This window comes from Pseudoduganella lutea (genome assembly GCF_004209755.1).
Classification (GTDB): Bacteria; Pseudomonadota; Gammaproteobacteria; order Burkholderiales; family Burkholderiaceae_D; genus Rugamonas; species Rugamonas lutea.
Genome location: NZ_CP035913.1, coordinates 1,538,484 through 1,558,340 on the forward strand (window position 1 = coordinate 1,538,484; position 19,857 = coordinate 1,558,340).

Consider the following 19,857-nt stretch of genomic DNA (forward strand, 5'->3'; position numbering starts at 1 on the left):
GCATGGCGCGGAAGGCGCAGCGACTTAAGCTTTGTCGCCGGGGCCCGGAACATAGCAGGCATCGACAACCTGCAGCTTGTTATCGAGGGCGAACTGCTTGACGAAGTGATAGGCCATCGGCTCGATCTCCTTCAGGCCCTCGTCGACGACAACGGCTTTCACACCATTGATCATGGTCGGCCGCACCAGCGGCGAGTACTGCAGGTGGGCATTGCGGCCACCGGTACCCGCGGGCCGGAAGCATGACATCACACCGCACAGGCGATCGGCCCAGTCGCTGGGTCGAAACTGCTTGCCGTCGGTGGTAAGCCCAAGAATGAAGAACTCGCTGGCCATAGGCTAAGAAACTGGGTATGTGGCAGAGATACGTGGCAGGGATATAACGCGCTGAGTATTATATCTTATAGAAGACTTGGACACGCAGTACCCGACTGCTGCGGGGTGGATTAGTGAATAATGATCGTTCATGCGCATGCTCGTCAATGCGCCCACCCGCGCGGCCGGCTTGCGAACCGCAAGCGCGCCCCGCATTGTAAGCCGGTTCGCGCGATCGCGGTTTTCCGCAGTGCCGAGCACCGGCGTATCAGCCCAGGGCCATGGCGCCCGACATCAGCAGCAGCAGCAGCATCCACAACAGCAGCGCGCGCCAGACCAGGCCGACCGTGCTCTGCAAGGCGCGCACGCTGGGCTCGTCGCCAGGCAGCGTTTCCACTTCGACGTCGCTGATGTCGACGGTGGCGGCATCGGCCGGCACCACCTTGGCGGCGTTTTCCTGCGGCGTGCCGAGGCGCACGCCCATCGCGCCGCCACCGGCGGCAAGGATGATGCCGATCGCTTCGTCGCGCCAGCGGTGGGCGAAGTTGCGCCATGCGTAGATCGCATCTTCGAAATTGCCGACCACGGCGAAGGCCACGGCCGTGAGTCGCGCCGGGATCCAGTCGATCCAGTAGAACGCCTTTGCGGCGAACTGGCCGAATGCTTCGTTCTTCATGTGATCCGGTTCGTTCCAGGCGCGCGCCAGGTATTCGGACACGCGGTACATCACCGCAGCGGCCGGGCCGAGCGGCAGCAGGAACCAGAAGAACACACCGAACACATTGCGGTGCGTGGTGATCAATGCCTTTTCGACGGCGATGCGGGCGATCTCGTTCGATTCCAGGCCGATGGTATCCTGCCTAGTCCATTCGGCCAGCAGGCCGCGCGCGGTGGCTTCGTCGCCGGCGTTCAGCGCTAGCTGGATCGAAGTGAAGTAATGGCTGTAGTGGCGAAAGCCCAGGGTGAGGTAGACGATCAGCACGTTCCACGCGAACGCGCCCAGGATCAGGTTATAGCGCAGCAGTACCCAGTAGATGAGCGCGGTGGGCACCATCAGGGCCGCCATCACCAGGAACCAGCCCATGCGGCCGTGGCTTGCCTGCCCCGCGTTGAACCAGGTTTCCATGCGCACCGCGAACATTTTGATGTTGGCGTAGATCGGGTTATCCGCGCGCAGCGGCTTCATTTGCTCGAGCAGCAGCGCGCAGAGAATCGAAAGAAAAGTCATCTAAATCCCTTGGGGTGCAATGTGCGCTACGATAGCTCAAGCGCGCAAGAAATGAAACAGATTGCGCAGCATGCCGGCCGTGGCGCCCCAGATGAAATGCCCCCCGTGGGGCATCGTGTAGAACGTGCGTTTTTCGCCGGGCGCGCCTTCCGGAACAGCGGCCGAACGCACCTCGTGATGGGCACCGTCCATCAGGAATCGCAGCGGCACTTCGAAGATCTCGGCCACCTCGAACGGGTCGGCCTTCAGGTCGAACGGCGGCCGGACAAGGCCCACCACCGGCGTCACCGCATACCCGGTGCCCGTGTAGTACAGCGGCAGCGTGCCCAGGATATCGATGTGGCGGCGGTGCAGGCCGATCTCCTCTTCCGTTTCGCGCAATGCGGTGTCGATGGCATCGACATCATCGTGTTCGGCGCGACCGCCGGGAAAGGCGACCTGGCCGGCGTGGTCGTGCAGGTGCGCGGTGCGTTGCGTCAGCAGTACCGTGAGACCGCCTTCGCGCTCGACCAGCGGCACCAGCACCGAAGCCGGCGTCGGGTGCGGTTTCGCGGCGCGCGATTCGTCGGCCGTTTCCGGAAACCAGTCGGGCGGAGCGGCAAAGCGCTCGCGCAGCCAGCCCGCCACCAGGCGCTCATGCGGCACCGGCGGCTCGCCGGCAATGGCATCGATGGGCAGTTGGGCGGGGTCGAATGAAGGCTTGGCCAAGGTGGTCTCCAGGTGGCGATGCGGGAAGTCATGACTGCGCAGCAATACCCGCAGGTATGGGCAGAAGGGCAATAAAAAAAGGGGCGCCGAGGCACCCCTTTTCGAATCGCCGCGAATGACTTCGCGGCGAAAACCGGCAATTACTCGCCCTGCTTCGCAGCGACGGTAGCGGCGCGGCGGTTCGGCAGTTTTTCCTTGATACGTGCGGATTTGCCCGAACGCTCGCGCAGGTAGTACAGCTTGGCGCGACGGACGTCACCACGACGCTTCACTTCGATCGAAGCGATCAGCGGGGAGTACAGCTGGAAGGTACGCTCGACGCCTTCGCCGGACGAGATCTTGCGAACGATGAAGTTCGAGTTCAGGCCACGGTTGCGACGGGCGATCACCACGCCTTCGTAAGCCTGGGCGCGCTTGCGCGTGCCTTCGACCACGTTCACGTTCACCACCACGGTATCGCCAGGGGCGAAATCGGGGATGTTCTTGCCCAGGCGGGCGATTTCTTCTTGCTCGAGTTGCTGGATCAGATCCATTTTATGACTCCTGTTGCCATCTTGCCGGCGCGATGTTTTCGATTGCCCGGTAGAGGATGGGGTTATACAAGCGAACCGGTATCGGTTCGCACGGTTACTGCTTTGCTTACTGCACAGGTTTTGCTAAACCTGCCAAAAACTTTTCATCCTGCTTGCCCAGCAGGCCCTCGGCACGGGCCTTCTCGAGCAGATCGGGACGCTTCTGCGCGGTCGCCTCGAGCATCCGCTCGCGGCGCCACCTGTTGATCTCGGCGTGGTTCCCGCCCATCAGCACCGGCGGCACGGCCACGCCTTCGTACACCTCGGGCCGCGTGTAATGCGGCGAATCCAGCAGGCCATTGACGAAGCTGTCTTCGACGGCCGATGCATCGGTGTTCAACACACCGGGCAACTGCCGCACCACGGCATCCATCAGCGCCATCGCCGGCAATTCGCCGCCGGACAGCACGAAGTCGCCGAGGCTGATTTCCTCGTCAACGCAGCGGTCCAGCAGGCGCTGGTCGACCGCTTCGTAGCGGCCGCACAGGATCACGAGACCGGGCTCGCTTTTCAGGTCCATGACCTTTGCATGCGTCAGCTGCCGGCCTTGCGGCGACATGTACACCACGCGCGGTGCCGGCAGGCCGGCCACGACCTGGCGCCGCTTCGCGGCGGCAATCGTGGCTTCCAGCGGCTTGGCCAGCATGACCATGCCGGGGCCGCCGCCATAAGGCCGGTCGTCCACGGTACGGTGGTTGTCGGTCGTGAAATCACGCGGATTCCACAGGTTCAATGCCCACCTGCCCTGCTCGTGGGCACGGCGCGTGACGCCGGACTGCGTGAGCGCGGCGAACATTTCAGGGAACAGCGTGACGACGTCGAACTGCATGATCGATCGAAAAATGGAATCGGAATCGGGATCGGGGGCTCAGTAATCGAGGCCCCAGTCCACGACGACCTTCTTCGCTTCCCGGTCGACCTTCTTCACGAACTGGTCCACGAACGGAATCAGGCGCTCTTCCGAATCTGGCTGGGCCGGGTCCTTGATGCGCAAGATCGATTGCGGTCCGTTGCTCATCATGTCGTGCACCGTGCCCAGGCGTTCGCCCTGCAGGTTCTCGACGTCCAGGCCGATCAGGTCGGCCCAATAAAATTCATCTTCATCGTCCAGCTGCGGAAACTGGCTGCGCGGGATGAAGACCGCGGCGCCCTTCAGCGCTTCCGCCATGTTCCGGTCGGTGATTTCGACAAGCGTCGCCACCACGTCGCCGGAATGCATCCTGGCCCGCTTGACTTCGACGTCGCGCAGGCCCGGCTTGTCCAGCCACCAGGTTGTCGCGTGCAGCAAGGCATCGGCATCCGTGGAGAATGGACGAATCCGCACTCCACCCACCAGACCATAGGCACCGGCGATGAAGCCTACCTGCACCAGATCGTCGGGAACCACGCCCTTGCCGCTCAAACCGCTCAAACCCGTGAAAACTTAAGCTGCTGCTTTTTGCGAGTTGACCAGACGCTCGACAGCTGGGGACAGCTGTGCGCCCACGCCTTGCCAGTACGACAGGCGGTCAGCGGCGATACGCAGAGGCTCTTCCTGGCCCGACGCCATCGGGTTGTAGAAACCGATACGCTCGACGAAGCGACCGTCACGACGATTGCGGGAATCGGTTGCAACGATGTTGTAGAAAGGGCGCTTCTTGGCACCACCACGAGCTAAACGAATAACGACCATAATATTTCCAAAAAGTGTGCTGAGACGGAAAAAGCCGCCGATTATAGCGTGCCTCTCAATTGCCCAGCAAGAATTATTGACAATAGTGAGAGTTGGGGCAATCCATGATTATCGCTTATATGGCCGTGATGGGCAATCTCAAATTGCTGTCGCCGCGGTATCGGCTGTCGCTCCGGCCGACACAGCTCGCGGATTTTGCCCGATACTGCACAGTTCCCGGACTTTCACCACTTGCCATTCAAGCATGTCGCACAAAAACAAAACGCTGGCCACGCTGCTCGCCTCCGTCACGGGCGGGCTGGGCATCCACCGCTTCTACCTGAAAGGCCTCTCTGACCGCTGGGGCTGGCTTCATGCGGCTGCCCTGCCCGCGTGCGGCATCGTGATGGGCGCCGCGCCGCAGGCCGACTGGTATTTCTGGTACTTGCCGCTGATCCTGTCGATGCTGGCCGGCTTCCTCGAAGCCCTCGTGCTGGGCCTGATGTCGGACGAGAAATGGGATGCCGCCTACAATGCCGACTCCGGGCGCCGCAGCGAGTCGCGCTGGCCGCTGGCGGTCATCATCGTGGCCACCGTGATGGTGGGCGCCGGCATGCTGATCGCCACGATCGCCCGCCTGTTCGACCTGCTGTACACGGGCGGCGCCTACGGCTGATGGGCAAGGCATGGCAGATTTACATCAGATTACAATTTGCCCGGTCATGCAGCGGCCGCATAAGCCTATACTGCGGGCATCTATCGTTATCTGGAGCAAACATGCAATCCCGCATCCTTCGCACTGCCCTCACCGCCCTCGCCCTGTCCTCGCTGATGGCCGGCGCCCACGCCGACCCGCATCACAAGAAACGTATCTGCAATGACTGCGGCAAGGTCACCGGCGTGCGGGTCGTGGAAAAGGATGGCAAGGGTGGCGCCGCGGGTGTCATCGTCGGCGGCGTAGCGGGCGGCCTGCTGGGCAACCAGATCGGCAGTGGCAGCGGCCGCGATATCGCCACCGTGGCCGGCGCCGTCGGCGGTGCCTACGCGGGCAAGCACATCGAGGGCAAGATGAAGAAGGTGAAGACGTGGTCCGTCAACGTGCGCTACCAGAACGGCCGCACCGCCTCGTACAGCTTCGCCAACGATCCGCACATGCGCAAGGGCGACCGCGTGCGCAAGTCAGGCGGCTCGATCGTGCGAAGCTGATCAGGCACGCCGCGCCGGGCATCTGACGGCAAGCCCTGCGGACATACGCCGCAGGGCTCTCGAAAAATGCGGCGGAGTGCCGCATTTTTGCTTTCAGCAACCGCTCAGAACATTGCTTCCGGCAGCGCCAGCACGCCGGCGGCACCGTCGACGATGGCAGTGCGCATGGCGGAAGACTGCGCCACGAAATGGTCGGCGAAGAAGCGGGCGGTGGCGATCTTGGCCTGGTAGAACGCGGTGTCGCCGTCGCCGGCGGACAGCTTCTGCTGCGCGATCAGCGCGGCGCGCGCCATCTGCCAGCCACCCAGCACGATGCCGGCCAGCTTCAGGTAGGGCACGCTGCCGGCGAACACGGCTTTCACGTCGGTCTTGGCGTTGGCCAGCACGAAGTCGACCACGGCTTCCAGGTCGGCGGCGCCCTGCTCCAGGCGCGCACGGATGACAGCGAGATCGCCGCTTTCCAGTTCGCCCAGTTGGGTTGCCGTGGCACGCGCCTGCGCCAGCAGGTGCTTCGCCACCTTGCCGCCGTCGCGCAGTGTCTTGCGGCCGACCAGGTCGTTGGCCTGGATCGCCGTGGTGCCTTCGTAAATGGTGAGGATCTTGGCATCGCGGTAGTGCTGCGCGGCGCCCGTCTCCTCGATGAAGCCCATGCCGCCATGCACCTGCACGCCGTCGCGTGCCACGTTCTCGCTCATCTCCGTCGACCAGCCCTTGATGACCGGGACCAGGTATTCGTACACGGCCTGGTGCGCGGCGCGCGTTTCCTCGTCTTCGTGGTGATGGGCGATGTCGTGGAAGCCCGCGCCCACGTAGGCCAGCGCACGCGCCGCCTCGGTCTGCGCGCGCATCGACATCAGCATGCGACGCACGTCCGGGTGGTGGATGATCGCCACCGGGCCGCTGGAGCCGGCCAGGTCGCGCGACTGCACGCGGTCACGGGCAAACGCCACGGCCTTCTGGTACGCGTTTTCGGCCAGGCCGATGCCCTGCATGCCCACGCCGAAGCGCGCGGCGTTCATCATGATGAACATGTATTCGAGGCCGCGATTCTCCTCGCCCACCAGCGTGCCGATCGCGCCGCCGTTGTCGCCGAACTGCAGCACCGCCGTGGGGCTGGCCTTGATGCCCAGCTTGTGCTCGATGGAGACGCAATGCGCGTCGTTGCGCGCGCCCAGCGAACCGTCGGCATTCACGAGGAACTTCGGCACGATGAACAGCGAAATGCCCTTCACGCCCGGTGGCGCGTCCGGCGTGCGCGCCAGCACCAGGTGCACGATGTTTTCCGTCATGTCGTGCTCGCCGTATGTGATGAAGATCTTCGTGCCGAAGATCTTGTACGTGCCGTCGCCCTGCGGCTCGGCGCGCGTGCGCACGGCGGCGAGATCCGAGCCGGCCTGCGGCTCCGTCAGGTTCATCGTGCCGGTCCACTTGCCCGTCACGAGCGGCTCCAGGTAGGTGGCCTTCTGTTCGTCGCTGCCGGCCGTCATCAGCGCCTCGATGGCGCCGTCGGACAGCAGCGCCACCAGTGCGAACGACAGGTTCGCCCCGTGCAGCATTTCCACGCATGGCGTGCCGACCAGCTTGGGCAGGCCCTGGCCGCCGAAATCCTGCGGGTGCTGCAAGCCTTGCCAGCCGGCGTCGGCGAACTGGCGGAACGCTTCCTTGAAGCCTTTCGTCGTCGTCACGTTACCGTCGTGCCAGTAGCTGGGCTCCTTGTCGCCGGCGTGGTTCAGCGGCTCGATCACGCCGCTGACGAACTTCGCGTTTTCCTCCAGCACGGCTTCGGCCGTGTCGCGCGTGGCATCTTCGCAGCCGGGCAGCGCGCTCACGGCATCCAGGTTGGCCAGTTCGCTCATCACGAACAGCATGTCTTTGATCGGGGCGGTATAGCTCATTGTCGTCTCCAAAAAAAAAGCCACGGTGGCCGGGCGGTGGTGCCTGGCCAGCGTGGCTCGTTGTGGGGTTATTCCCTCGTGAGGATCAGCCCAGTTCCTTGACCAGCGCCGGGACGATCTCGAACAGGTCGCCCACGATGCCGTAATCGGCCACCGAGAAGATCGGTGCTTCCGGATCCTTGTTGATCGCAACGATCGTCTTCGAATCCTTCATGCCGGCCAGGTGCTGGATCGCGCCGGAGATGCCGACGGCGATGTACAGCGACGGCGCGACGATCTTGCCGGTCTGGCCAACCTGCCAGTCGTTCGGCACGTAGCCCGCGTCGACGGCGGCACGCGACGCGCCCATGGCGGCGTTCAGCTTGTCGGCCAGCGGTTCCAGGACCTTGAAGTTGTCGGCCGAGCCGATGCCGCGGCCGCCGGACACGATGACCTTGGCGGCCGTCAGTTCCGGACGGTCCGACTTGGCCACTTCGCGGCCGACAAAGCTCGACTTGCCGGAATCGGCGATGGCCGACAGGTTTTCAACGGCGGCCGAACCGCCGGTGGACGCGGCGGAATCGAAACCGGTGGTACGCACGGTGATGACCTTGACCTTGTCCGACGATTGCACGGTGGCGATCGCGTTGCCGGCATAGATCGGGCGCTCGAACGTGTCGGGCGAATCGACTTTCGTGATCTCGGAGATCTGCGCCACGTCCAGCTTGGCGGCAACGCGCGGCAGGATGTTCTTGCCGTAAGCGGTGGCCGGGGCCAGGATGTGCGAATAGCTGTCCGCGACAGCCAGGATCTGCTCGGCCACGTTCTCGGCCAGGCCGTCGGCGAAGTGCGGCGCGTCGGCCAGCAGCACCTTCGTGACGCCGGCGATCTGCGCGGCCTGCTGCGCGGCGGCCGCGGCGTTCGAGCCGGCGACCAGGACGTGGACTTCACCGCCGGCTTGCGCCGCGGCGGTCACGGTGTGGTGGGTGCTGCCTTTGATGCTGGCGTTGTCGTGTTCTGCAATGACGAGTGCGACCATGATTTTTCCTTGTCTGTTTCAACCCCAGAGGCAACTGCCGGGGTCAGACCCCTTGCGGGGGTCTGACCCCAGGTTTTGCATCTGGGGTAAATGTATTCGTTACGGACTCGCCGCTTTTAGATGACTTTGGCTTCGGTGCGCAGCTTCGACACCAGCGTGGCAACGTCCGGCACCATGACGCCAGCCGAGCGCTTGGCCGGCTCGGTCACTTTCAGCGTCTTCAGGCGCGGCGTCACGTCCACGCCCAGGTCTTCCGGCTTGACGGTTTCCAGCGGCTTTTTCTTGGCCTTCATGATGTTCGGCAGCGTCACGTAGCGCGGCTCGTTCAGGCGCAGGTCGGTGGTGACGATCGCCGGCAGGGTCAATGCCAGGGTTTCCAGGCCGCCGTCCACTTCGCGGGTCACGGTGACCTTGCCATCCGCCAGTTCGACCTTCGAGGCGAACGTGGCTTGCGGCCAGCCCAGCAGCGCGGCCAGCATCTGGCCGGTCTGGTTCGAGTCGTCGTCGATCGCCTGCTTGCCCAGGATGATCAGTTGCGGCTGTTCCTTGTCGGCCAGCGCCTTGAGCAGCTTGGCCACGGCCAGCGGCTCCAGTTCCGCCGTGGTTTCGATCAGCACGCCGCGATCGGCACCGATCGCCATGCCCGTGCGCAGCGTTTCCTGGCACTGGGCGACACCAGCCGACACCGCCACGATTTCGGTAACCTTGCCAGCTTCCTTCAGGCGCGTGGCTTCTTCCAGGGCGATCTCGTCGAACGGGTTCATCGACATTTTGACGTTGGCGATATCGACGCCAGTGCCGTCGGACTTCACGCGCACCTTGACGTTGTAGTCGACCACGCGCTTGACAGGTACCAGGACTTTCATGGGATGCCTTTGGGAAAATTAGGGTGAAATGGGCTAGATTATAAAAGTTTTTCTAGGCCGGTACGGAATTAAAGCACGACCGTACGATTTTAGGTTAGAAGTGCGCCTCTAAAACGCAGATTGTTCGCGCAATCGCATCGACGGCACGCAAAAATTTTGTTGGCGAATAAAACAAGGGGACAGTCCTGCTGGCAGGAAACTGTCCCCTTGTTCGCCGATGAAGGCGGGATAGTGCGATGGGTTGTTTTGGACTACTTGCGCTGCATCAGGAACGTAAACTCGGCGCCCTGCTGCACATGCGACAGCAGCGGGTTGCCGGTCTGCTTGGCGAACGCCTGGAAGTCACGCACGGAACCGGGATCGGTTGCCACGATGCGCAACACCTGACCGCTCTCCAGTTCGGCCAGTGCCTTCTTCGCCTTCAGGATCGGCAGCGGGCAGTTCAAGCCGCGTGCATCGATTTCCTTATGAAATTCCATGATTTCGGTATCGAGTAAAGTATCGCTCATCAAGATTCTCGCCAAATATTGTGCAGAGTCATGACAGTCTACTCCAAAAAGTGCTGCTTGACGCGGTGCACCAAAAGAGTTCGCGTGGCGTTGCAAAACTGCAACGTATGATTCAACAAAGTAAAGATCCACTGGAGACAACGGGTGGCAATCCCAGTATAGACCTAAATCAGGCTTTGACGCAGTGCGTCACGAGCTGCACTACAAGCCGCGTACGCACTGCGTCATTTGTGTGCGCGGTGCGCACCTTTACAGCGCATCGACAGGCCAAAAGGCCGGAAGGCGCGCCGACTCATGGTCACCGTGCCTGCGTACCACCCTTCCGATAACGAGCCTGCCCGCATTCCAGTTGACGTTGCACAGGTAACATGGTGCTTCACGAAAAAAGGCGGCTCGCGCCGCCTTTCCACAGTGCTACACCGTTCAGATCCGCTGCTCGACCCAGCCCTGCACGCCTGCCAGGGCTTCCGGCAGCGCTGCCGGGTTGGTGCCGCCAGCCTGCGCCATGTCCGGCCGGCCGCCGCCCTTGCCGCCCACCTGCTGGGCAACGAAATTCACCAGTTCGCCGGCCTTCACCTTGCCGATCGAATCAGCGGTCACGCCGGCGATCAGGCTGACCTTGTCGCCATTGACGGAGGCCAGTACGATCGCGGCCGTTTTCAGCTTGTCCTTCAGCTTGTCCATCGTTTCACGCAGCGCGTTCACGTCGGCGCCTTCCAGCGTGGCCGCGAGCACCTTGATGCCCTTGATGTCGATCGCCTTCGTGGCCAGCTCGTCGCCCTGGCCGGACGCCAGCTTCGACTTCAGCGCATTGAGTTCCTTTTCCAATGCCTTGACCTGGTCCTGCACCTGGCCGATGCGCGACGTGATCTCTTCCGGCGTCGACTTCAGCGCGGCGGCGGCTTCGTTCAGGCGACGGTTCATGGCCTGCACCAGCGCCAGCGCGCCCTCGCCCGTCACGGCTTCCACGCGGCGGATACCGGCCGCCACGCCGCCTTCGGACACGATCTTGAACAGGCCGATGTCGCCGGTGCGGGTGACGTGCACGCCGCCGCAAAGCTCTTTCGACGTGCCGATGTCCAGCACGCGCACTTCGTCGCCATACTTCTCGCCGAACAGCGCCATTGCGCCATGCTTGACGGCGTCGTCGAACGACATGTGCTGCGCCTTGACCGGATGGTTTTCCAGGATCTCCGCGTTGACGATCGCTTCCACCCTGGCGATCTGCTCCGCGGTCATCGGGGCGTTGTGGCTGAAGTCGAAGCGGGTCTTGTCGGGATCGACCAGCGAGCCCTTTTGCTGCACGTGGCCGCCCAGCACTTCGCGCAGCGCCTTGTGCATCAGGTGCGTGGCCGAGTGGTTGCGGATCGTGCGGGCGCGCTTCACGGTATCGACTTGCGCCGACACCTTGTCGCCCACCTTCAGGCTGCCGTTTTCCAGCACGCCGTGCTGGCCGAACACGTCGGCCTGGATCTTCAGCGTGTCATCCACGGTGAATTTCGCGCTCGTGCTCTGGATGAGGCCCTGGTCGCCCACCTGGCCGCCGGATTCGGCGTAGAACGGCGTGGTGTCCAGCACCACGATGCCTGCTTCGCCGGCCTTCAGTTCCTGCACCGGCGCGCCGTTCGCGTACAGCGCGATCACGGACGAATCGAACACCAGCTGCTCGTAGCCGACAAAGCTCGTCTTTGCGCCCGTGTATTCCACGTTGGCGGCCATCTTGAACTTGCCGGCGGCGCGCGCGGTGCGCTTCTGGTTTTCCATCGCCTCGGCGAAGCCCGCCTCGTCCAGCGTCACGCCGCGCTCGCGGCAGATGTCGGCCGTCAGGTCCAGCGGGAAGCCGTAGGTGTCGTACAGCGTGAAGGCGGTGCCGCCATCGAGCTTGTGCGGATCCTTGACCAGTTGGGCTTCCAGGATCTTCATGCCGTTTTCCAGCGTTTCGCCGAAACGCTCTTCCTCGGTCTTCAGCACCTGCTGCACGTAGGCCAGCTTTTCGGACAGTTCCGGATAGGCGGTGCCCATTTCCTTGTCCAGGTCCGCGGCCAGCTTGTAGAAGAACGGCTTCGTCTGGCCCAGCTTGTGGCCGTGGCGCAGCGCGCGGCGGATGATCCGGCGCAGCACGTAGCCGTGGCCTTCCGAACTCGGGATGATGCCGTCGACGATCAGGAACGACGCGGCGCGGATATGGTCGGCGATCACGCGCAGCGACTTGCTTTCCAGGTCTTCCGTGTGCGTTTCGCGGGCGGCGGCCTTGATCAGGGCCTGGAACAGGTCGATCTCGTAGTTGCTGTGCACGTGCTGCAGCACGGCGGCCAGGCGCTCCATGCCCATGCCGGTGTCCACGCACGGCTTTGGCAGCTTCGTCATGTTGCCCGCTTCATCGCGGTTGAACTGCATGAACACGAGGTTCCAGATCTCGATGAAGCGATCGCCGTCTTCCTCAGGCGAACCCGGAGGGCCGCCCCAGATGTCGGCGCCGTGGTCGTAGAACACCTCGGTGCACGGGCCGCACGGGCCGGTATCGGCCATCTGCCAGAAGTTGTCCGACGCGTAGCGGGCACCCTTGTTGTCGCCGATGCGGATGATGCGCTCTTTCGGCACACCGATCTCGTTCGCCCAGATGTCGTAGGCCTCGTCGTCTTCCTGGTAGACGGTGACGGTCAGCTTCTCGGCCGGCAGGCCATACACCTTGGTCAGCAGTTCCCACGCGTACGCGATCGCGTCGCGCTTGAAGTAATCGCCGAAGCTGAAGTTGCCCAGCATCTCGAAGAACGTGTGGTGGCGCGCCGTGTAGCCCACGTTTTCCAGGTCGTTGTGCTTGCCGCCGGCGCGCACGCAGCGCTGCACGGTGGTGGCGCGCGAATACGGGCGGCTATCCAGGCCCAGGAACACGTCCTTGAACTGCACCATGCCGGAGTTCGTCAGCAGCATGGTCGGATCGTTGCCTGGCACCAGCGGGCTGGAACGGACGATCGTGTGACCCTTGGACTCGAAGAATTTGAGGAACTTCTCGCGGATTTCGGATGATTTCATGTGGTTGGTGCAGGTTATGAGAGACAGGCTGAAGGCGAGCGGGCGCCCTGGCTGAAATACAAAACGACGATTATATAACGCTTATCGTTACTTGAAGTCGGGCGGCAGGAGGTCGATCCGGTCCGTGCAGATCGCGTCCACGCCCCAGGACAGCAGCACGCGGGCGCGCGCGGGATCGTTGACGGTATAGCAAAACAGGCCGAAGCCGGCGGCTTTCACGGCTGCCGCCAGCGCGGGCGTGAGCTTCGCATGATCGACGTGGACGGACAATACGCCCAGTTCGCGCGCCTGCCCTTCCCAGTCGGCGGGCAAGCCTTCGAAGGCGATCGCCCGGGGCAGTTCGGGCGCCGCGGCGCGGGCGGCACGCAGCGCGGCGGCGCTGAACGAGGACAGCAGCGGCAGCCTGGCTGCGTCGCTTTCACCCGGAAACAGCTTGCGCACGGTTTCCGCCACCCAGCGGCCGGTGGCTTCGTCATGGCCCGGCGCGGGCTTGATTTCCACGTTCATCCAGATGCCGTGGCCCTTGCAATATTCGGCGAACGGCACGAACAGCGGTACCGGCTCGCCGGCAAAGCCGGGACCGAACCACGTGCCGGCGTCGAGCCTGGCGATATCGGCGGCGGCGGTGTCCGCGATGCAGCCCGTGCCAGCCACGGTGCGACCGAAGTCGGGATCGTGCATGACAACGCCGATGCCGTCTTGCGACAGCATCACGTCGAATTCGACGGCATGGTAGCCGTGGCGCAGGCCGGCGGCCAGCGCCGCAATGGTGTTTTCCGGGGCGGTCGTGCCGCCGCCGCGATGCGCGATCATGGTTGGATAGGGCCACATGGCTGCGACACTAGCATGCTTTGACGCATTCAGGGCAAAAGGCGCGGGCAAAAGCCGGGGGCAAAAAAAGGCCGCTTCACCATCGAAGCGGCCCTGTAAGGCGCCGGTTGCCACCACGGTTCGGGGTTCACCGCGGGGCTGGCCCGTGGAGGCCGCGCAGCGGGTCCCGGCGCCGTCGCCCCAACTCAATGCAGTTTCACCTTGAAGTCGATCAGTTCGTTGTGCATGTGGTTCACCGCCGATTTCATCTGGGCCGACAACGGCAAGCCGCTGCCACAGACGCGGCGCGCGCGTGAGCCCAGCAATTCCATGTCGTGGACCAGCTTGACGATGCGCGTGCGGTCGCGCAGTGCGAGGATTTCGGTAATGCGGTCGGATTGCCGGTCCAGCTTCTGGATATAGTCGCGCAGTTCGCCTGGCAGGTTGCGCTCGGCGGACAGCGCCTGCGCGGCCTGGCCGACGGCAAGCTGGACACTGCTGAGGCGGCTTCGAATTTCCTGTTCTCCCATGATCACCTCCGTGGGTTGTGCGGCAGCGGATGCGCCACTGAAGCTTGGAGGGCCATGCGGCCGAAAGGTTGCCTGAGTCCGCCTCAGGCTTGAGCGGGTTCAAGTTTCCGCAGCGTTTTCGCAGGCTCCAGCGGCGCCAGGTTGCGCAGCCGCAGCGCGACCAGCAGCCCGGTAGCCAGCAACCCTGCCAGCAGTGCCACCACGCCCGGCCAGCCACCATGCGCCCACAGCACGCCGCACAGCCAGCCAACCACGCTCGATCCCAGGTAATAGAAGAACAGGTACAGTGCCGACGCCAGCGCCTGCGGCGCGCGGGCACGCCGCCCCACCCAGCTGCTGGCCATCGAATGCGAGGCAAAGAACGAGAACGTGAACAGGGCCATGCCGGCAACGATCGCCGCGACGTTGTCCGCCAGCGTCAGCAGCAAACCAGCCAGCATGGCCGACATCGTGGCCCACAGCACCTTGCGGCGGCCCAGCCGGTCCGCCAGCCGGCCAGCCCAGACGGAACTGTAGATGCCCAGCAGGTACAGGAACGAGATGCCGCCGACGAGCCCCTGGCGCAGCGAGAACGGCTCGCCCAGCAGCCGGAAGCCGATGAAATTGTAGGCGCTGACGAAGCAGCCCATCAGCAGGAACGCCAGCGCAAACAGCCATGGCAGGCCATCGTCGGACAGGTGGCGGCGCAGTCCGGCAGCCATGCCCGCCAGCCCGCCCTGCGCCGGCCTGAAATTGCGCGACGCGGGCAGGCTGCGCCAGAATTCCCATGCGGCATACAGGCCGGCCATGCCCACCGCCGCCAGCGCCACGCGCCAGGAAAACACGTCGGACAGCGTGGACGTGACGACCCGCCCCAGCATGCCGCCGAACGCGCTGCCGCTGATGTACAGCCCCATCGACAGGCCCAGCGATTCCGGCTCGATTTCCTCGCTCAGGTAAGCCATCGCCACGGCGGGCATGCCGCCCAGCCCCAGCCCCAGCAGCGCACGCGCCACCAGCAGTTGCGGATAGTTGCGGGCCAGCGCGCAGACGAGCGTCATGATGGCGGCCAGGAACAGCGCGGTGATCATCAGGCCCTTGCGGCCGATGCGGTCCGACACGATCGACGACAGCAGCAGCGACACGGCCAGCGCCCCCGTCGACACCGACAGCGACAGGCTGCTTTGCGCCGGCGTCAGCGCGAACTGGTGCGCCAGCAGCGGCATCAGCGGCTGCACGCAGTACAGCAGCGCAAAGCAGGAAAATCCGCCGAAGAACAGCGCACGGTTGGTGCGCCGGAAGGCGGGGCTGGCGGGTGAGATGCGTTCCATATCGGTGAGCTTCCAAAGGCGATGGCACGATGGTAGGGTTGCCCGGTAATACAGTCCAATATATATTTGAGGCGTCATTAATACTTCAAAGCGATTACATGGAGCTTCGTCATCTGCGTTACTTCGTGGCCGTGGCCGAGGAACTGAGCTTCACGCGGGCGGCGGAACGGCTGCACATCGGCCAGCCGCCGCTGTCCCAGCAAATCCAGGCGCTGGAACACGAGGTGGGCGCGCGGCTGTTCGAGCGCAGCAAGCGCTGGGTGCGGCTGACGGAGGCGGGCAAGCTGTTCCTGGTGGATGCGCGGCGCGTGCTGGCGCTGTCGGAACAGGCCAAGGAAACCGCGCGCAGGGCCCAGCGCGGCGAGGCGGGCGAACTGCGGGTGGGATTCACGTTCTCGACGCCGTTCACGCCGCTGTTCGCCGCCGTGGTGCGGCGCTACCGCCAGCAATATCCCGGCGTGCTGCTGACGTTCCATGAAATGGCGACGCTGCCGCAGCTGGCGAAACTGGAAGCGCGCGAGCTGGACCTGGGCTTCGTGCGCACCGTCAGCGTGCCGATCCCGGAAACGATCACGCTCACTACTTTGCGCCACGACCCGCTGCGCCTCGTGCTGCCGGCGGACTGGCCCATCGCGGCAATGGACACCATCACGGTGAAGGACCTGGAGGGGCTGCCGTTCGTGATCTTCCCGAAGGATGCCGGCACCGGCATCCACCCGCAACTGTTCCGCATGTGCCGCGCCGCCGGCTTCACGCCGCAGATCGCGATGGAAGCGGGCGAAGCGTCGACGATCATCGGGCTCGTGGCCGCCGGCTGCGGCATCTCCGTACTACCGAGTTCATTCGAGGGCATCCACATGGAAGGCGTCGTGTACCGGCCGCTGGATGATTCGCAGGCAACCACGGCGCTGATGCTGGCGCAGCGCAGCGACGATGGCGGGCCGCTGGTGGCGGCGTTCGTGGCGCTGGCGAAGGCGGCGGCCGAGGAATAATTTCCCGAAAAATGGGGACGTACCCCATTTTTCAGGCAATATTTGAACGGACTGGTGCCGGCTAGCGCTTTTCGATTGCGGTCTGCATCGCCTGCAACCGGGCACGCCGGGCCTGCCACTCCGCCGCCTGGGCCTTGTCCAGCTCGATCGTAAATTCCGTCCACGAGCCGGTGAAGTTGCACACGTGGTTCCACACGCGCCGCACGTGCAGGGTCGCGCCCTGCAGGTCCGAATCGAGCAGGCTGACTTCCAGGGAGCCGTCCTTGCGGAACACGTGCCGCGCATGCAGGTCCGGTGTGAGCGCATCTTCCCATTCGCGCTGCTGCCGGGGCGATGCGGGCACGAGCTTCATCTGGAAATAGGCATCGATGCGCGCGACGTGACGGCGGATGGCTTCGCAAAGCTCGTGCACCCGCTCGTCATCGGTATCCCTGAGCTCCTTCGAGCCGGCGGCGTAACGCAAGGCCAGCACGGCGTCGTACCACTCGGCTGCCGTGCCGGCCTTCTTCACCATCGCATGAAACCGGTTCGGCGACACCTGGTGCAGCGCCTCCACCAGTTTCGTCAGGTCGGCGAGGATCGCCGCGGTGTCGGCCTGCGGGTTCATCGACGCCCTCAGTCGTAGTCGGGGTCCAGCTCCGAACCGGCGTAATTCTCCAGCTCGGCAAACAGCGTCTTCATCGCCGTGCGGCCGGGAATGTGCTGCAGCACCGTGCAGCCCTTGCGGTACACGTCGATGCGGTTCAGCAGCACCGGGTGGTGCTGGGCTGGCACGGCGGCGACCAGCGCGGCCCAGCCGGCTTCGAAGTCGGGCTTGTTCGCCCGCACCGCCTTCACGAAGCGCTCGAAGTCCTTCTGGCCGGTGCGAGCCACGATGCGCCCGCCTCCTTCGACGGCAAAGATGATCGCCAGCGCGATCACGCCTTCCGCGTTCAGGTCGGTGTCCTTGATGGCGCCGCCGCTGTTGTGCCGCCGCAGCCAGCTCGCGAAGCGGACGACGGCCTGCGCTTCCTGGCGCTGCCTGAACTGTTCCTGGTAGCGTGCCGGGCCATCCCAGTTCGCGTTCGGGTCGGTCAGGCAGAGGTCGAAGAAGATGTCGCGCAGGCGCCGCTGGGCATACACCGGGTCCTGGTCGTATTCGCCCACCAGCGTATCCTCGGGCATCGCGGCCAAATCCTTCAGCTGGCGAAAGCCCGCCTGGAATGCCGCCTCGGCGCCGTTCTCGACGAGGAAGTCCAGCGCGGCCGCGTCGCTGTCCACCGACAGCAACTGCTCTAGACCGAGCGACACGCCGCCCACGGTGAGGTTGACGGCCTTCTGGATGCCTTCGGACGTGCGGTGGTTCGTGAACTTCTCGGCGACCATCGCCGTGATGCCGGCCAGTTCATCGGCCAGCATCACGGCCGCGTCCGGGCGGTCGTCGCCCGGCAGCAGCTTGATCGCGCGCGTCAGTCTCGGCAGGTTTTCGCGTACGAGTGCCGGCAGCATCAGGAGAAGATCCCCGTGCCCAGGTTGCGGCGGCCGCCGCGTGTGCTGGCGCTGCGGGTACTCGGCACCTGCTTGCGCAGGCGGTACAGCAGCTCCTTCGTGGAACGCTGCAGCACTGACGGTTCTTCCTCATCCGGATCGTCGGAGTATTCGGCATCGGCCAGGTCCGCGCTGTGGCGGAATTCCGGGAACAGCTCGAACAGGGCGCGGTCCCAGCCATCCTCGCTGGCCTGCGCCAGCGCCACGGCCAGCGGCACCACGTCGCTGTCGGAGGACGACTGCGCCGTGATGTACGAACCCTTCGAGATCACTTCGCCGGCCACTTCCAGCATTTCCTTCGGTGCCAGCGAGAACACGATGGCGAACACGGTCGCGCCATGGTCGGAAGCCGATGCTTCCTGCAGCAGTTCGCGGCGGCGTTCCTCGTCCTCGGTGCCGAACACCACACCGTGGATGTGGTTGAACAAGCCTTCGGCGATGCGCTCGGGATCATCCTCGATCATGTCCTCGTTCCACGTGGCGGCGATGTAGGCGAGGCTGTCGGCCCAGGCCTTCGGCGGCACCAGCAGCGTGGCCAGCGACAGCTTGCCGCCATCGAAGCCGGCCATGTGCAGCGCCGTCACGTGCGGCGGAATGTTCTGCAGCACTTCCACGACAGCGAGGTCGCCATGCTGCTCGGCCGCATCCGCGAACGCCTGCTCGGCGTGGGCCAGCGAGCCGGCCAGCACCAGTTCCGTCACCTGCTTGCTGATGGCGGGCAGATTGGACTTTTCGTCGGACATCAACGCTCTCCTTCCTGGTCGAACATCTGGGTGAATTCCTCGCTGGCGCCGCCCTCTTCCTCGTCGTCGTCGCCCTCGTCGCCTTCGGCCAGCTGGTCGAGCGACGTGTCGTCGTCGTCCCACATGCGCGGGTGCTTGTGCAGGAACGCGGTAACGATGGCCTGGCGGCCCAGTTCCAAATGGTTTTCCTCGATGGCCGCGAGCATGCGGGCGGGTTCGCCCTCGGGGCACGACACGGCCGCGAACACGCGTGCCGGGTCGCCGAACTCGAAGTCCTCGGCATCGGCCAGCAGCGTTTTCGGTTCGGCGATGTCGATCACGTCGACAAGCGCGAACGCCATCATGTTCAGGTCTTCGATGCCGCCGCCATTGGCGTACTCGGTCACCAGCGCCTGCGTCATCGCCTTGTAGTTCTTGCGGTCCGGCGGATCGCCGAGGATGCCCTCGATCTGCTCGGCCAGTTCGCGCGCCTGGAAGGCGAACTCGGGGTGTACTCTTCTCATTGCTGACTCTTTTCTTGAATGCTGGTTGGCTCAGGCGGCGGGTAACGCAACGCCATGCAGACTGAAGACGGAACGCCACAACTGGTAGGCTTCCTCTTCCGGATCGATGATGATCCGGTGGTTCAGGCTCTGGTTGTATTCGTCCCGCTTGGCCGGGTCGGACAGTACCTCGTAGGCCTTGACGATGGCCTTGAAGCGGGCATCGGCACCGGGCTCGGGGTTGCGGTCCGGGTGGAAGCGCATTGCCAGCGACCGGTAGACCTTCTTGATCTCGTCTTCCGTCGCGTTCGGCGCGATACCGAGCACGTTGTACAAATTATCCATGGTTTTCCTTTGCCTCGACACTCTGGTCGAAAAACGTGGGCGTAAGGGCGAATTATCCTATAGAAAACGTTCCGCCGTCCCGCCGCACGAGGCGACGTACGGTAAAATGGCCGTCAA

23 protein-coding genes are annotated in these 19,857 nt (G+C 64.2%); 3 read left to right on the top strand and 20 right to left on the bottom strand.

Annotated features, from left to right (window positions below; translation table 11 throughout):
* Positions 1–24: 24 nt before the first annotated feature.
* The 7 genes from EWM63_RS06500 to rpsP form a co-directional block, all read right to left on the bottom strand.
* Positions 25–336: a DUF3579 domain-containing protein gene (locus EWM63_RS06500; protein WP_130185797.1), complete on the bottom strand. Its 312-nt coding sequence runs from the start codon at positions 334–336 to the stop codon at positions 25–27.
* A gap of 247 nt (positions 337–583) precedes the next feature.
* Positions 584–1,543 carry a CobD/CbiB family protein gene (locus EWM63_RS06505; RefSeq protein ID WP_130185798.1) on the bottom strand — a complete coding sequence of 320 codons (960 nt, stop codon included), beginning with the start codon at positions 1,541–1,543 and terminating at the stop codon, positions 584–586.
* A 36-nt stretch (positions 1,544–1,579) separates the two neighbouring features.
* The gene (locus EWM63_RS06510; protein ID WP_130185799.1) at positions 1,580–2,251 is read right to left on the bottom strand and encodes a CoA pyrophosphatase; all 672 of its coding nucleotides are present in this window, start codon (positions 2,249–2,251) and stop codon (positions 1,580–1,582) included.
* A gap of 140 nt (positions 2,252–2,391) precedes the next feature.
* Positions 2,392–2,784: a 50S ribosomal protein L19 gene (gene rplS, locus EWM63_RS06515; RefSeq protein ID WP_130185800.1), complete on the bottom strand. Its 393-nt coding sequence runs from the start codon at positions 2,782–2,784 to the stop codon at positions 2,392–2,394.
* 106 nt (positions 2,785–2,890) lie between these two features.
* On the bottom strand, positions 2,891–3,652 hold the full coding sequence (gene trmD, locus EWM63_RS06520) for a tRNA (guanosine(37)-N1)-methyltransferase TrmD (protein WP_130185801.1): 762 nt from the start codon (positions 3,650–3,652) through the stop codon (positions 2,891–2,893).
* Positions 3,653–3,691: 39 nt separating this feature from the next.
* Entirely contained in the window at positions 3,692–4,210 is a 519-nt protein-coding gene (gene rimM / locus EWM63_RS06525; protein WP_229487765.1) for a ribosome maturation factor RimM, read from the bottom strand.
* A 36-nt stretch (positions 4,211–4,246) separates the two neighbouring features.
* On the bottom strand, positions 4,247–4,495 hold the full coding sequence (gene rpsP, locus EWM63_RS06530) for a 30S ribosomal protein S16 (RefSeq protein WP_130185803.1): 249 nt from the start codon (positions 4,493–4,495) through the stop codon (positions 4,247–4,249).
* A gap of 244 nt (positions 4,496–4,739) precedes the next feature.
* On the opposite strand from rpsP, the gene EWM63_RS06535 reads away from it, so the two are divergent.
* Together EWM63_RS06535 and EWM63_RS06540 are read left to right on the top strand one after the other, a co-directional pair.
* Positions 4,740–5,150 carry an NINE protein gene (locus tag EWM63_RS06535; RefSeq protein ID WP_130185804.1) on the top strand — a complete coding sequence of 137 codons (411 nt, stop codon included), beginning with the start codon at positions 4,740–4,742 and terminating at the stop codon, positions 5,148–5,150.
* A gap of 101 nt (positions 5,151–5,251) precedes the next feature.
* Complete coding sequence (locus EWM63_RS06540; RefSeq protein ID WP_229487766.1) at positions 5,252–5,680, top strand: glycine zipper 2TM domain-containing protein; 429 nt, start codon at positions 5,252–5,254, stop codon at positions 5,678–5,680.
* A gap of 104 nt (positions 5,681–5,784) precedes the next feature.
* Here EWM63_RS06540 and EWM63_RS06545 read toward each other — a convergent pair whose 3' ends face one another.
* From EWM63_RS06545 to EWM63_RS06580, 8 genes are all read right to left on the bottom strand, one after another.
* Positions 5,785–7,575 carry an acyl-CoA dehydrogenase gene (locus EWM63_RS06545; protein WP_130185806.1) on the bottom strand — a complete coding sequence of 597 codons (1,791 nt, stop codon included), beginning with the start codon at positions 7,573–7,575 and terminating at the stop codon, positions 5,785–5,787.
* Between the two features lie 85 nt (positions 7,576–7,660).
* On the bottom strand, positions 7,661–8,593 hold the full coding sequence (locus tag EWM63_RS06550) for an electron transfer flavoprotein subunit alpha/FixB family protein (protein ID WP_130185807.1): 933 nt from the start codon (positions 8,591–8,593) through the stop codon (positions 7,661–7,663).
* A gap of 116 nt (positions 8,594–8,709) precedes the next feature.
* A complete protein-coding gene (locus EWM63_RS06555; RefSeq protein WP_130185808.1) occupies positions 8,710–9,459 on the bottom strand; it encodes an electron transfer flavoprotein subunit beta/FixA family protein in 750 nt (249 codons plus the stop codon).
* 251 nt (positions 9,460–9,710) lie between these two features.
* Positions 9,711–9,938: a sulfurtransferase TusA family protein gene (locus EWM63_RS06560; RefSeq protein ID WP_130190229.1), complete on the bottom strand. Its 228-nt coding sequence runs from the start codon at positions 9,936–9,938 to the stop codon at positions 9,711–9,713.
* Between the two features lie 453 nt (positions 9,939–10,391).
* A complete protein-coding gene (alaS, locus tag EWM63_RS06565; protein WP_130185809.1) occupies positions 10,392–13,001 on the bottom strand; it encodes an alanine--tRNA ligase in 2,610 nt (869 codons plus the stop codon).
* 87 nt (positions 13,002–13,088) lie between these two features.
* A complete protein-coding gene (gene ugpQ, locus EWM63_RS06570; RefSeq protein ID WP_130185810.1) occupies positions 13,089–13,832 on the bottom strand; it encodes a glycerophosphodiester phosphodiesterase in 744 nt (247 codons plus the stop codon).
* 185 nt (positions 13,833–14,017) lie between these two features.
* Positions 14,018–14,341, bottom strand: coding sequence for a hypothetical protein (locus tag EWM63_RS06575; protein WP_229487767.1), 324 nt, complete (start codon positions 14,339–14,341; stop codon positions 14,018–14,020).
* Positions 14,342–14,424: 83 nt separating this feature from the next.
* Positions 14,425–15,651 (bottom strand): MFS transporter, encoded by a 1,227-nt coding sequence (locus tag EWM63_RS06580; protein ID WP_130185811.1) that lies wholly within the window; start codon positions 15,649–15,651, stop codon positions 14,425–14,427.
* Positions 15,652–15,749: 98 nt separating this feature from the next.
* Here EWM63_RS06580 and EWM63_RS06585 point away from each other — a divergent pair, with 98 nt between their 5' ends.
* Entirely contained in the window at positions 15,750–16,643 is an 894-nt protein-coding gene (locus EWM63_RS06585; RefSeq protein WP_130185812.1) for a LysR substrate-binding domain-containing protein, read from the top strand.
* Between the two features lie 61 nt (positions 16,644–16,704).
* On the opposite strand, the gene EWM63_RS06590 is transcribed toward EWM63_RS06585, so the two are convergent.
* The 5 genes from EWM63_RS06590 to EWM63_RS06610 are packed head-to-tail and all read right to left on the bottom strand — an operon-like array spanning position 16,705 to position 19,740.
* Complete coding sequence (locus EWM63_RS06590; RefSeq protein ID WP_130185813.1) at positions 16,705–17,250, bottom strand: hypothetical protein; 546 nt, start codon at positions 17,248–17,250, stop codon at positions 16,705–16,707.
* Positions 17,251–17,258: 8 nt separating this feature from the next.
* Positions 17,259–18,131, bottom strand: a complete 873-nt coding sequence (locus tag EWM63_RS06595) for a hypothetical protein (protein ID WP_130185814.1) — start codon at positions 18,129–18,131, stop codon at positions 17,259–17,261.
* Positions 18,131–18,913: a hypothetical protein gene (locus EWM63_RS06600; RefSeq protein WP_130185815.1), complete on the bottom strand. Its 783-nt coding sequence runs from the start codon at positions 18,911–18,913 to the stop codon at positions 18,131–18,133. Before EWM63_RS06600 ends, EWM63_RS06595 begins: the two co-directional genes overlap by 1 nt.
* Positions 18,913–19,416: a hypothetical protein gene (locus EWM63_RS06605; protein WP_130185816.1), complete on the bottom strand. Its 504-nt coding sequence runs from the start codon at positions 19,414–19,416 to the stop codon at positions 18,913–18,915. The genes EWM63_RS06600 and EWM63_RS06605 overlap by 1 nt, the downstream gene beginning before the upstream one ends.
* A gap of 30 nt (positions 19,417–19,446) precedes the next feature.
* The gene (locus tag EWM63_RS06610) at positions 19,447–19,740 is read right to left on the bottom strand and encodes a DnaJ domain-containing protein (protein WP_130185817.1); all 294 of its coding nucleotides are present in this window, start codon (positions 19,738–19,740) and stop codon (positions 19,447–19,449) included.
* Positions 19,741–19,857 lie beyond the last annotated feature (117 nt).